Raw genomic sequence first — 12,824 nt, 5'->3', positions numbered from 1 at the left:
GATTCCGCAGGCCTGCATAGGATCCGGCCATGGGCTTAAAACGCACCCCCCTGTTTGAAGCCGCCCAAGCCGCGGGTGGCCGGATGGTGCCCTTTGCCGACTGGGAGATGGCCGTGCAATTTGAGGGCTTGGTGGCAGAGCACCAGGCCGTGCGGCGCCGCTGCGGCATCTTCGACATCTCCCACATGGGGGTGCTGACCCTGCGGGGCGCAGGCGCCAAAGAAGCCCTGCAGGCTCTGGTGCCCACCGACCTGTTTCGCATTGGCCCCGGCGAGGCCTGCTACTCAGTGCTGCTCAACGAGCGGGGCGGCATCCGCGACGACCTGATCGTTTACGACCGGGGCTGGCAGGCAGATGGCCAGTGCCACGAACTGCTGCTGGTGATCAATGCCGCCTGCGCCGCAAACGACACGGCCTGGATCCGCAGCCAGCTGGAGCCCCAGGGCATCAGTGTTGAAGATCGCAAAAGCGATGGCGTGTTGCTGGCCCTGCAGGGCCCGGAGGCAGCGGCCCGGCTGGAGGAGTTGGCGGGTACCGACCTGAGCGGCCTGCCCCGCTTCGGCCACCGGGAGCTGAAACTGGCTGGCGCCAGCGCCTTTGTGGGCCGCACTGGTTACACCGGCGAAGACGGCTTCGAACTGCTGCTGAACCGGCCAGACGGCCTGCTCCTATGGGACCAATTGCTGGCCAGCGGCGTCAGCCCCTGCGGCCTCGGCGCTCGCGACACCCTGAGACTGGAAGCGGCCATGCACCTCTACGGCCACGAGCTGGATGAGCACACCACACCCCTGGAGGCAGGCCTGGGCTGGCTGGTGCACCTGGAAATGCCCAAAGCCTTCATTGGTCGCGAGGTGCTGGAGCGCCAAAGCGCCGCGGGGGTCCAGCGGCGCCTGGTGGGATTGAAGCTGCAGGGCCGCGCCATCGCCCGCCATGGCTACCCGGTGCTGGCTGCCGGGGCTCCAGTGGCTAGTGAGCCGGTGGGGCACATCACGAGCGGCAGCTGGTCACCCAGCCTCGAAGAAGCGATCGCCCTGGCCTACGTACCAGCCAGCGCCGCCAAGCTGGGCACCGAGCTGGCGGTGCAGATTCGCGGCAAGGCCGAGCCAGCGCTGGTGGTGAGGCGTCCCTTCTACAAGCGCTGACGCCACCGGGTGGGACAATCGCCCATTCACTCCGGATCTCAGCATGCGCAGCCACGGATGCGGCGACCTGCGTCACGACGCCAGCGGCCAGACCGTGCAGCTCTGCGGCTGGGTAGACCGATGTCGTGACCACGGCGGCGTGATTTTTGTCGACCTGCGCGACAGCAGCGGCAGCGTGCAGATCACTGTCGATCCCGACAATGGCGCCGAGATGTTCGCCATAGCGGAGCACCTGCGCAACGAAACGGTGATTCAGGTGGCCGGCAAGGTGCGGGAGCGACCGGCCGATGCCATCAACGACCGACTGGCCACCGGCCGCATCGAGGTGCTGGCCAGCGCCATCACCGTGCTCAACGCCGTGAAGGGCAACCTGCCCTTCCCCGTGTCGGTGCACGACGAGGAGAACACCCGCGAAGAGCTGCGGCTACGCCACCGCTACCTCGACCTGCGCCGCGAGCGCATGAACAGCAACCTGCGCCTGCGCCACCGCACCGTGCAGGCGATGCGCCGCTTCCTGGAAGACCAGGGCTTTATCGAGGTGGAAACCCCGGTGCTCACCCGCTCCACCCCCGAGGGCGCCCGCGACTATCTGGTGCCCAGCCGGGTGTGCGGTGGGGAGTGGTTTGCCCTGCCCCAGTCGCCCCAGCTGTTTAAGCAGCTGCTGATGGTGGGCGGCTTGGAGCGCTACTACCAGGTGGCCCGCTGCTTCCGCGACGAAGATCTGCGGGCCGATCGCCAGCCGGAATTCACCCAGCTGGACATCGAAATGAGCTTCATGGACCAGGAGCAGATCCTGGAGCTCAACGAGGCCCTGATCGCCTCGATCTGGAAGGCCGTGAAAGGGGTGGAGTTGCCCCGTCCCTTCCCGCGCCTCACCTGGCACGAGGCCATGGCCCGCTACGGCACCGATCGCCCCGACACCCGCTACGGCCTGGAGCTCACCGATGTCTCCGACCTGGTGGCCGAGATGGGATTCAAGGTATTCAGCGGCGCAGTGGCCGCCGGCGGCTCCGTGAAGTGCATCGCCGTGCCCGGCGGCAACGACGCCATTAGCAACGTGCGCATCAAGCCCGGCGGCGATGTGTTCAGCGAGGCTCAAAAGGCTGGGGCAGGCGGCCTGGCCTTCATCAGGGTGCGCGAAGACGGCGAGATCGACACGATCGGCGCCATCAAGGACAACCTCACAGAAGACAAAAAAGCCGAACTGCTGGCCCGCACCGGTGCCACCCCCGGCACCCTGCTTCTGTTCGGCGCGGGCGATACCGCCACGGTGAATAAGGCCCTCGATCGGGTGCGCCAATTTCTGGCCCGCGAGCTTGGCCTGGTGCCGGCCGACCGTGACAACGACCAGTGGAATTTCCTCTGGGTGGTGGATTTCCCGATGTTTGAGTTCAACGCCGGCGAAAACCGCCTAGAGGCCTTGCACCATCCCTTCTGTGCCCCCAACAGCGCGGATCTCGGCACTGATCCCGCCGCCTGGGCCAACACCCTGCCCACGGCCCGCGCCCAGGCCTACGACCTGGTGCTCAACGGCCTCGAGCTGGGCGGCGGCTCGCTGCGCATTCACGATTCGGCCCTGCAGCGCCAGGTGCTGCAAACCATTGGTCTGCCCCTGGAGGAGGCCAACCAGCAGTTCGGCTTCCTGATGGACGCCCTCGACATGGGTGCCCCACCCCACGGCGGCCTGGCCTACGGCGTAGATCGGATCGTGATGCTGCTGGCGGGCGAGGAATCGATCCGCGACACGATCGCCTTCCCCAAGACCCAGCAGGCCCGCTGCCTGATGACCGGCGCCCCTGGCGGTGTGGCCACCAAACAACTCGACGAACTGCATGTGGCCAGCACCTGGAGCGAAGAAGACGAAAGCTGAAAGCCAAAACAAAACGGGGCATTTGGCGCCGCAGCTGCCCAGCGCAGCAACGGTGAAGCACCACTAGTCCATTGGGCGTGCCCCACACCCCCACCAGCACCGATCCGGTGCGGCTTTACCTGCAGGACATCGGCCGGGTGGACCTGCTTACCCAGGAGCAGGAGCTCACCCTGGCCCGGCTGGTGCAGCGGCGAGAACAGCTACTGCGCGAGGGCGATCCAGACAAAGACCAACCGGGCAAAGACGAACTGGCCGACAAAGAGCGACGGCTGACCCTGCACCGCGGCAAAAGGGCCAAGGAGCGGATGATCCAGGCCAATCTGCGACTGGTGGTGTCAGTGGCCAAGAAGTACCAGCGCCGGGGCATGGACCTGCTGGATCTGGTCCAGGAGGGCACCTTGGGACTGGAGCGGGCCGTGGAGCGCTTTGACCCCACCCGGGGGTTTCGCTTCAGCACCTACGCCTACTGGTGGATTCGCCAGGGCATCACCCGGGCCCTTGCCAGCCAGAGCCGCACGATCCGGCTGCCGGTTCACATCACGGAGAAGCTCAACCGAATTAAACGGGCCCAGCGTGAACTCAGCGCCCGGCTAGGCCGCCTGCCCTGCGTGGCTGAAATCGCCCAGGAGCTGAATCTCAGCGAAGCGCTGATCCGCGAAACACTGCTGCAGCTGCCCAAACCCGTCTCCCTGGAGGCCCGGGTGGGCAAGGAACACGACATGCAGCTCGGCGATCTGCTGGAAGACGGCCACAGCACACCTGAGCAGGAACTCACCCGCGAGCAGCTGCACAACGACCTCGAGGCCCTGCTTGAAGACCTGAGCAGCCGCGAAGCCGAGGTGATCCGTCAACGCTTCGGGCTAGTAGACGACACTCCCCGCAGCCTGACTGAAATCGGCGCTGCCATGCAGCTTTCCCGGGAGCGGGTGCGGCAGATCGAATCTCGGGCCCTGCTGAAACTGCGCCAACCCCAGAATCGCTGCCGCGTGAAGGATTATCTGGGAAGCCTCGACTAACCCAAGCAATCCGGGCTAAAACGAAGTCACTACGGATAAGTCGCCATGGCAACCGCTGCACCTGCGATCGACATCGGCATCCCGGAAGCCCAGCGGCTGGAGATCGCCACAGGCCTGGGCCGCGTGCTGGCCGACAGCACCGTGCTCTACGCCAAAACCCACGGCTTCCACTGGAACGTCACCGGGCCGATGTTCAACACCCTGCACTTGATGTTTATGGGGCAGTACACCGAGCTCTGGAACGCCCTAGACGCCATCGCCGAGCGCATCCGCGCCCTTGGCTGCCCGGCCCCCTTTGGCGGCGCCACCTATGGCCAGCTCTCCTCAATCGCCGAAAGCCAGGGCATCCCGGCAGCCTTGGAGATGGTGCGCGAGCTGGTCCTCGGCCACGAGGCGGTCGCCCGCACCATCCGCGGCGTCATGGTCACCGCCGATGGGGCCAACGACCAACCCACCGCCGACCTACTCACCCAGCGGCTGCAGATCCACGAGAAGACCGCCTGGATGCTGCGCAGCTTGCTGGAGGCGTAATCCGCTGGGGTGCCTGGCGTCGGCCAGTCGGCGCCCGCTGCGCGGGCAATACCGGCCTCTCACCAAGCACCCCAGCGGACCAAGCAGCCTCAGCAGGCCGGGCCGATCCTTGTAACACCCGAACCAGCCCCCAGAACGCATGTAGCTCCTGCGGGGTTGGCTGCGGTGAGCGCGGTGTTGCCCGCGCAGCGGGCGTGACCGCCGAACCCAGCCAGCCCCCGCAGGCAGCGCCCGGTACATTGAAGGGGCAGCCACCGGGATATGAGCAAGTTCGTCTTTGTCACCGGCGGCGTGGTGTCGAGCATCGGCAAGGGCATCGTGGCCGCCAGCCTGGGGCGCCTGCTCAAGAGCCGCGGCTACAGCGTTTCGATCCTCAAGCTCGACCCGTATCTGAACGTGGACCCGGGCACGATGAGCCCGTACCAACACGGTGAGGTGTTCGTCACCGAGGACGGCGCCGAGACCGATCTGGATCTGGGCCACTACGAACGCTTCACCGATACCGCCATGTCGCGCCTCAACAGCGTGACCACCGGCTCGATTTACCAGTCGGTGATCAACAAGGAGCGCCGCGGCGACTACAACGGCGGCACCGTGCAGGTGATCCCCCACATCACCCGCGAAATCCGCGAGCGCATCCATCGGGTAGCCGCCAACAGCAATGCCGACGTTGTGATTGGCGAGATCGGCGGCACGGTGGGCGACATCGAATCGCTGCCGTTTCTTGAGGCAATACGCGAATTCCGGGGCGATGTGGGCCGTCAAGACCTGGCCTATGTGCACGTCACCCTGCTGCCCTTCATTGGCGTTTCGGGCGAGCTCAAGACCAAGCCCACCCAGCACTCGGTAAAGGAGTTGCGCTCGATCGGTATCCAGCCCGATGTGCTGGTGTGCCGCAGCGACCGGCCCGTGAGCGACGAGCTGCGCCGCAAGATCGGTGGCTTCTGCGGCGTGCCGCAGCGGGCCGTGATCCAGGCCCTAGACGCCGACAGCATCTACGCGGTGCCGCTGGCGATGGAACAGGAGGGGCTCTGCCGCGAGGTGCTCGATGTGCTGCAGCTCAGCAACGCTGAAAGTGACATGGCCCGCTGGCAGGAGCTGGTAACCAAACTGCGCCACCCCGGCCCGTCGGTGAAGGTGGCGCTGGTGGGCAAGTACGTGCAGCTCAACGACGCCTATCTATCGGTGGTGGAGGCCCTGCGCCACGCCTGCCTGGATCGGGATGCTTCGCTTGATCTGCACTGGGTATGCGCCGAGCAGCTCGAAAGCCAGGGCGCAGAAGCTCTGCTGGCCGGCATGGATGCGGTGGTGGTGCCCGGCGGCTTCGGCAACCGAGGCGTAGACGGCAAGGTGGCTGCAATCCGCTGGGCACGGGAACAGCAGGTGCCCTTCCTGGGCCTGTGCCTGGGCATGCAGTGCGCCGTGATCGAGTGGGCCCGCAACCAGGCGGGCCTGGCCGGTGCCACCAGCGCCGAACTTGATGCCGACACGCCCCATCCGGTGATCCACCTACTGCCTGAGCAACAGGACGTAGTTGATCTGGGCGGCACGATGCGACTGGGCGTTTACCCCTGCCGCCTAGCTGCAGACACGATGGCTCATCGCCTTTATGGCGACGAAGTTGTATACGAACGCCACCGCCACCGCTACGAATTCAACAACGCTTACCGCAGCCTCTTCACCGAATCGGGCTACACAATCAGCGGCACCTCGCCTGATGGCCGCTTAGTTGAATTAATTGAACTACAGAGCCACCCATTTTTTACAGCCTGCCAATATCACCCCGAATTTCTCTCCCGCCCCGGCAAGCCTCACCCCCTATTTCGCGGCTTGATTGAGGCCGCCCAGCAGCGCCTGCCCCAGCAAGATCATCAGAATTGACCATTTCACTCAACCAAATTGGCAACCGAAATTAACTAGATTTGCTTAAGGGAGTCTGTTTTATCTTTAAATTCTCCAAGCAGAAGTTGCAGGTATGTTACCTTGCGCAGTTTGATATTGGCCGTAAGTGACATACCCACTTGCAAAGGCAGGCTCTTGCCAGATTTCAGCTTTAGCTGCTGAGTATCTAGTGCAATCGTGGCTGGGAAGCGATAGGTCTGATTGCGCTCATCTGGGGGCAAAGCATCGGAGCCAATGCGCTTAACGGTGCCAAGCAGCACTCCGAAATCTGTGGCCGGGAAGGAATCGATGCTGATATCGGCAGGGCGACCAACTCGCACAAAACCAATATCGCTGCTCTCAATCTCCACCTTGGCCTGGAGCGCATCAAAGGGAACAATCTTCATCACCGGCTCACTGCCTTGGGCCACAAAACCTGGGCCGGTGGGCTTGAGATCAAACACCACCCCATCCACAGGGGAACGCACATCCTGGTAGCGGATATTGACCTGAAGCTCAGTGAGCTTGCTACCGAGATCGGCCAGCTCTCCTTTGACCTGCTCCAGAGCCTGCTCGATGATCGCAGTTTGACGCAAGCGATCTACCTTGAGCTTGGCGATCTCGCCATCCACCTCACGCACCTTGTTGCGCTGTTGCAAATACTGCAACTCGGCAGAGGCCCCAACTGCCTTGAGGCCCTCAAGCCGCTGCAGGATTTCGGTTTCAAGCACGAGGTTCTGCCGTGTAACCGTCTGCTCGGTGTCGTTGAGGTTGAGATAGCGAGCCAGCTCCACCTCCTTGAGACGCAGCTGGGCCTTCTTAGCGGTGATGGTGGTACGCAAACTCGCCTGACGGTCGATGGTGGCCTCGTTATCGAGGCGCAGCAGCACCTGGCCCTGGGTGACCCGCTGACCGTCCTTGACCAGCATGGTTTCCAGCACACCACCCACCGGCATTTGGATGGTTTTGACATCGCCGATCGGCTGGAGCTTGCCAGAGGCGACAACCACCTCGTCGGTTTTGGCTAAGGCCAGCCAGGCCAGGCCAGCAGCTGTGGTGCCCAGCAAGGCCCAGGTGATAGCTCGCGCTAAAAAGCGCGACTGCTGCAGCGCCATCTCCTCATGGCTGGTCTGAACCCGGCGCTCAATAGCGTTTTGGGCGCGGCGCACAATCGACATCAGTTGACCTCCTGCTGGCGGTATAGGGCGTAATAGCGACCGCGGCGCTCCATCAACTCATCGTGGGTGCCCGTTTCCACGATGGCTCCTTCGTGCATCATCACGATTAGCTCGGCGCGGCGGATGGTGGAGAGCCGGTGGGTAATAAAGAAAACGGTGCAGTGCTTGAGGTTGTCGAGCAAGTTGTCGCAAACGCGGCGCTCGGTGTCGTAGTCGAGGGCGCTAGTTGCTTCATCAAGCACCAGCAGCCGGGGCTGGGAGAGCAGGGTGCGGGCGAGGGCCAGCCGCTGCCGCTGGCCGCCGGAAAGGCCGGCGCCGCGTTCGCCCACATTGCTGCTGTAGCCCGCAGGAAGCTCCATGATGAAATCATGGGCGCAGGCCAGACGTGCCGCCTGCACGATCGCATCACTGCTGGCATCGGGATCGGTGAGGGCAATATTTTCTGCCACCGTGCCGGTGAATAGCAGGGGCTCCTGGGGCACGATGCCGATTTGGCGCCGCAGCGAGTAAAGCTCAACTTTGTCGATGTCGTAGTTGTCGATCAGGATCCGGCCGCTACCTGGTGAATAGAGGCGTGCCAGCATTTTGGTGAGGGTGCTCTTACCGCTACCGCTCTGACCCACCACCCCCACAAAGGTGCCTGCTGCGATTGTGAAGTCGATGTGACGCAACACCTGGGTCCCGCCGGGGGTGAAGGAGAAGCAGAGGTCGTCAAAGCGCACCTCGCCGGCGATGGGCGGCAGAGGAATCTTCTGCTTATCAGCCTCGTCTGATTCCTCCGGGGTATCGACCACATCGGCAAGGCGCTCAAAGGAAACCTTGAGCTCCTGGATGCTCTGCCAGATCGAAGAGAGCCGCAGCAAAGGCTGGGTGACGTAGCCGGAGATGATCCGGAAGGCGATCAACTGGCCCAGGGTCATGTCGCCGGAAAGCACCAAAGAGGCCCCTACCCAGAGCACCAGCAGCTGGGAGAGCTTCTGCAGCACCTGGGAGGTTTCGTTAAGGGCCGTACCGGTGATTGTTTTTTCAAAGGTGCGGGAGATGTATTTGCCGTAGAGGTCTTGCCACTTCCAGCGGCTGATCATCTCGACGTTCTGGGCCTTCACCGTCTGGATGCCGGTGAGCACCTCAACCAGGTGGCTCTGGGTGCGGGCGTTCTCCTGGGCCGCATCGCGGTACTGACGGCGAAAGAGGGGAGCCCCCAGCACGGTGAGGCCGATCTGAATCGGCAGCACGCACAGGGCTATCAAGGTGAGCAGCCAGCTGTAGATCAGCATCACGGCGATATAGATCACCGAGAAGGCAGTGTCGAGCAGGGTGGTGAGCGCTTGGCCGGTGAGGAAATTACGGATCTTCTCCAGCTCAGCGATACGGGTACCGAGTTCGCCCACGGGACGGCGGTCGAAGTAATTGAGCGGCAGCCGCAGTAGGTGGTCGATCACCTCGGCGCCTAGGCGCAGGTCGATGCGATTAGTGGTTTCGCTGAATAGGAAGGTGCGCAGGGCGCCGATCAAACCCTCCATCAAGGTCACCACCACCAGGGCAAAGCCCAGCACCTGCAAAGTATCGAGGCTGCGCTGGTTGATCACCTTGTCGATGATCACCTGAATCAGCAGAGGGTTGGCCAGGCTGAACAGCTGCACCACAAAGGAGGCGATCAGCACCTGGGTGAGGATGCCGCGGTAGCGCTGCAAAGCCGGCCAGAACCAGGCAAAACCAAAGCGCTGCTCGGGGGTGGCAGAGCTGCGCTCCAGCATCAGCACATCGATGCCATCGGGGAAGGCCTCGGGAAGCTGGTCGGGGGGAATCTCCACCCAACCCTGCCGCGGGGAGGCCAGCAGCAAACCGCGGGCATTGGCGCCCCGCACCACGGCAAACCCGCCCTGCCAGGGGATCAGGGCCGGGGTCTGCAGGCGCGTGCCCTGGTTGGCAGGCACCCGCACGCCGCTTACGTGCAGACCCATCATCGCGGCAAGATTGCCGCAGAGCTGCAGGTCCGGCGTCTGGCCGCGGCGCAACACATCGCGCAGGATCTTCTCGATCGCATCGCGCCGGAAGGGCAGCTTGAGCTCCGCCGCCAACATCTGGAAACAGGCGAGGGTTTCCTCGAGGGGGCCGTTGCCGCGCAGCAGTTGCAGGGCCGTGCGATCCCGCTGGCCCAGATCAAGGGCTGAAGCCAAAGGCGGATTGGAGCCGCCAGGTTGGCCGGAGCTGCCAGAGCCCTCCGGCATCAGCTCGGCTTCCAGCACTGGAGCTACCGGCGCCAGCAGCTCCGCAGGCAGGGCGATCAGGCGTGGCGGTAGTGGTGGGGTGGCAGCCGGCACACCCTGGCGCGGATTTAGCGCTGCCCCGAGGGGGTGATCGATCAGGTTGTGGCTAGCGGCCAGCAAGCTGAACTCAATCGGCAGGGCGGCTAGGGCCGAAGGCTCAGGCGCAACCAATCGAGCTTGGGGGCGGGCCTGATCCAGCAACTCCTGGAGCGAAGTGCCGGCCTGGGGGTGCTGCTCAAGCAGCAGGGCCAGTAAGGCTGCCAATTCAGCGGTGAATAGATGGGAGCCACACCACTGGGCAAAGGAGGGTTCGCTGGCCAGCAACTCCAGGATCAGGGAATCGGCCAGCACCAGGGCTTCCACTTCGGAGCCCGCACTTACCTCCTCACAGGGAGCAGCTCGCAACAGGGAGGCCAGGCCCACAAAGCTGCCCGGTCCCAGCTTTTCTGCGGTGCGAAGGCGGCCCTGATCCCGCACCAGCAAGCGAGCTGTGCCGGATTGAAGCAGCAGGATCTCAGAGGGGATCAAGCCCCTAAGGCAAAGGGGATCACCAACAGCAAACTGACGCCGGCTGAGCTGCTGCTGCAAACGCTCGGCGCTGGAGTGGGACAACCCGGCAAAGGCGGGATGGGCAGGCAGCTGAGAAGGGGCGGAATCGTCCATGGAACTCATGATGAGCCTAGGGTGGTCTTCTGGCTCGCATCGGCGGATACGCGTTTCTCCAACAGGGGCCGCAGGTCCACGAGACGTCGTTCAACCTGCTCGGAGATCCACTGCTCGAACAGCTCTTCGGCCATGCGGGCGGCGGTGGCCTCGTCGAAGGTGGCGGAAGTGAGGCTTTCGAGCCGCACCACCAGCCACCACGATTCGATTTGGAAGGGCTCAAGCACTACGCCAGGGGGAGCGGTGCGCAGTCGATCTACCAAGGCAGGGTGGGCTTGGGTGAGGGGCACCGGGCCAACAATGCCGCGGGTTGCCTGCTCAGGTCCTTCGGCATAGCGGGCGGCTAAATCGGCAAAATTGGCATCGCCATCATCAATGCGCAAATAGAGCTCGCGGGCGAGACCACCATCGCGGAGGCGCAGCAGGCTGTAGACGACACGATCGAGTTGATTCTTGCGCTGCAGAAAGCGAGCTTCCGCCTTGGCGGAAAAGTCGCCCTGGCAGAGGAGCTGCAGCTGCAGGGACTGTCGCATCTGCGCCTCGAGGGCAGCAGGGCTGAGCATGTGGGCTACTGCCCAGGCCTTGAGGGCCTCGGCGTCGCGGATTTGATGCTGACGACAAAAAGCCTGCCTAGCCGCATCTATTTGCTCATCGCTGAGTGCAACATCGCTAGCCGCCAAGGCCAGCAGATTGGCTCGAATATAGGGCTCAAGCAAGCCGAGGCGGGCCAAGTCTTCGAATGAAACCGCGGGACTCTCTTGAGACTCAACCGACATGAATAAGCCTGTCTTTGAGAGATTTACAAAGAATAAAACATTTGCACGAATCTGCGCGATTGCGCAAAACCCTCCAACAGATGTCAATTATTATATCAATACAATTTGATGGATTTGCCCCGTGCTGTCCAGTCCTGAATGCAAGCAGATGCAAATAAAACTCCATTAGCCCGGGCTTGCCTGCACGCAAGCACTCCAAACCAAACGGAACGCCAAGCATTAGACCAATCAGGCAATTCCATTCCCCTCAGCCCGGTGTCCCAGCCCCTGGCCGCCGATTCGCTGCCAGCAACTGCCCTGCCAGTAGTGGAAACCTTCCACTCCCTCCAGGGTGAAGGCCTGCAAGCCGGCCGCAGCGCTTTCTTCATCCGCCTGGGGGGCTGCGCGGTGGCCTGCCCCTGGTGCGACACCAAACACTCCTGGCCTGCCGATCTGCACCCCCAGCGCCCCCTGGCTGAGCTGGCTGGCGAGGCCGAGGCCGCCGCCGAAGCCGGTGCCGCTTTTGTTGTGATCACCGGCGGCGAACCGCTGCACCACAACCTTGGCTTGCTCTGCCAGGCCCTGGAGCCCTCAGGCCTGCCCCTGCACCTGGAAACCAGCGGCGTGGATCAGCTCAGCGGCCGCTTCGCCTGGATCACCCTTTCGCCTAAGCGCCACCGCCCTCCCAGCACCGAGCTGCTTGCCGCCTGCCAGGAGCTCAAGGTGGTGGTGCACGAGGCCGCCGATCTGGCCTTTGCCGCAGCCATGGCCGTCCAAGCCCGGGAGGCGCGCGGCGGGAGTCCTGGCCCCGAGCTGCTGCTGCAACCAGGCTGGGACTCCCCAGCCGGCCAGGCCCTGGCGATCGATTACGTGCGCCGCAACCCCCAATGGCGGCTCAGCCTGCAGAGCCACAAGTTGCTGGGATTGCGCTGATCACTGCAGCTGCGCCGGGCGCTCCAGGCTTTCCGCCTTCCACAGCCGCCAGCGCAGCTCCAGCGGCCGAGGGGCATCGACCACAATCGGGCGGCTGGCGTTGTAAGGCACCACAAACGCCTTACCGGCCATCGGCACAAAGCCGAGGCGACGCGGCTGGTCCGCCGGACAGGCCATGCGGGTAGAGGCCAACTGCCCCACATCCGTGACCCGATAGATCACCGGGCCACCTTTCTGGGCGGGTTTCACGGCGCGGAGCTTGCCGCCGAACATCTGGCGATTGCAATCCAGTTGCACCATCTGTCCCACCAACAACTGCACTCGCCAGTCGGCGGAGTTTGACGACATGGTGGAATCGGGGTTGAGGGGCAGCACCCCCGGCAGCTGAATCACCCAGCGCCGGTCGCCGGCAGCGACTTTGGGGTAACTGGAAAGATCCAGCCGCGGAACCGCCGAGACGGGCGCCGCAGCCAGCAGCAAAACAAGCGCTGCGTTCTTGATGCCCCTGGCCAAATCCATATCCACATATGCGCTGTTATGGCCATCGTGGCGGCCGCAAGCGGCGCTGGCATTGGGGAAGATGTA

Annotated in this window: 10 protein-coding genes; 6 read left to right on the top strand and 4 right to left on the bottom strand. The window is 63.7% G+C overall.

Translation table 11 applies throughout. The features are described 5' to 3' along the window. The first annotated feature begins 29 nt into the window (after nt 1-29). The 5 genes from gcvT to C7K55_RS06690 all read left to right on the top strand — a co-directional run bounded on the left by gcvT (nt 30) and on the right by C7K55_RS06690 (nt 6,440). The gene (gene gcvT, locus C7K55_RS06710; protein WP_106502653.1) at nt 30-1,142 is read left to right on the top strand and encodes a glycine cleavage system aminomethyltransferase GcvT; all 1,113 of its coding nucleotides are present in this window, start codon (nt 30-32) and stop codon (nt 1,140-1,142) included. Between the two features lie 43 nt (nt 1,143-1,185). After that, nucleotides 1,186-3,012, top strand: a complete 1,827-nt coding sequence (aspS, locus tag C7K55_RS06705; RefSeq protein WP_106502652.1) for an aspartate--tRNA ligase — start codon at nt 1,186-1,188, stop codon at nt 3,010-3,012. Nucleotides 3,013-3,089: 77 nt separating this feature from the next. Continuing rightward, the gene (locus C7K55_RS06700; RefSeq protein WP_241518234.1) at nt 3,090-4,028 is read left to right on the top strand and encodes an RNA polymerase sigma factor, RpoD/SigA family; all 939 of its coding nucleotides are present in this window, start codon (nt 3,090-3,092) and stop codon (nt 4,026-4,028) included. A 45-nt stretch (nt 4,029-4,073) separates the two neighbouring features. Further along, entirely contained in the window at nt 4,074-4,559 is a 486-nt protein-coding gene (locus C7K55_RS06695) for a Dps family protein (protein ID WP_106502651.1), read from the top strand. Nucleotides 4,560-4,820: 261 nt separating this feature from the next. Beyond that, nucleotides 4,821-6,440: a CTP synthase gene (locus C7K55_RS06690; protein ID WP_106502650.1), complete on the top strand. Its 1,620-nt coding sequence runs from the start codon at nt 4,821-4,823 to the stop codon at nt 6,438-6,440. A 35-nt stretch (nt 6,441-6,475) separates the two neighbouring features. On the opposite strand, the gene C7K55_RS06685 is transcribed toward C7K55_RS06690, so the two are convergent. From C7K55_RS06685 to C7K55_RS06675, 3 genes are read right to left on the bottom strand one after another with little or no spacing between them, the layout of a single operon-like run. After that, nucleotides 6,476-7,618: an HlyD family secretion protein gene (locus C7K55_RS06685; protein WP_106502649.1), complete on the bottom strand. Its 1,143-nt coding sequence runs from the start codon at nt 7,616-7,618 to the stop codon at nt 6,476-6,478. Further along, entirely contained in the window at nt 7,618-10,551 is a 2,934-nt protein-coding gene (locus C7K55_RS06680) for an ABC transporter transmembrane domain-containing protein (RefSeq protein ID WP_396094841.1), read from the bottom strand. The genes C7K55_RS06685 and C7K55_RS06680 overlap by 1 nt, the downstream gene beginning before the upstream one ends. A 5-nt stretch (nt 10,552-10,556) precedes the next feature. Then, entirely contained in the window at nt 10,557-11,327 is a 771-nt protein-coding gene (locus tag C7K55_RS06675; protein ID WP_106502647.1) for a peptidylprolyl isomerase, read from the bottom strand. A 255-nt stretch (nt 11,328-11,582) separates the two neighbouring features. On the opposite strand from C7K55_RS06675, the gene C7K55_RS06670 reads away from it, so the two are divergent. Continuing rightward, the gene (locus C7K55_RS06670) at nt 11,583-12,239 is read left to right on the top strand and encodes a 7-carboxy-7-deazaguanine synthase QueE (RefSeq protein ID WP_241518233.1); all 657 of its coding nucleotides are present in this window, start codon (nt 11,583-11,585) and stop codon (nt 12,237-12,239) included. Here C7K55_RS06670 and C7K55_RS06665 read toward each other — a convergent pair whose 3' ends face one another. Then, entirely contained in the window at nt 12,240-12,758 is a 519-nt protein-coding gene (locus tag C7K55_RS06665) for an ecotin family protein (protein WP_106502645.1), read from the bottom strand. Between the last annotated feature and the right edge of the window lie 66 nt (nt 12,759-12,824).

The organism is Cyanobium usitatum str. Tous (genome assembly GCF_003011885.1).
Taxonomy (GTDB): Bacteria; Cyanobacteriota; Cyanobacteriia; order PCC-6307; family Cyanobiaceae; genus Cyanobium_A; species Cyanobium_A usitatum.
Note: the sequence above shows the minus strand (reverse complement) of the source record. Positions and strands in the feature narration are given on the sequence as shown.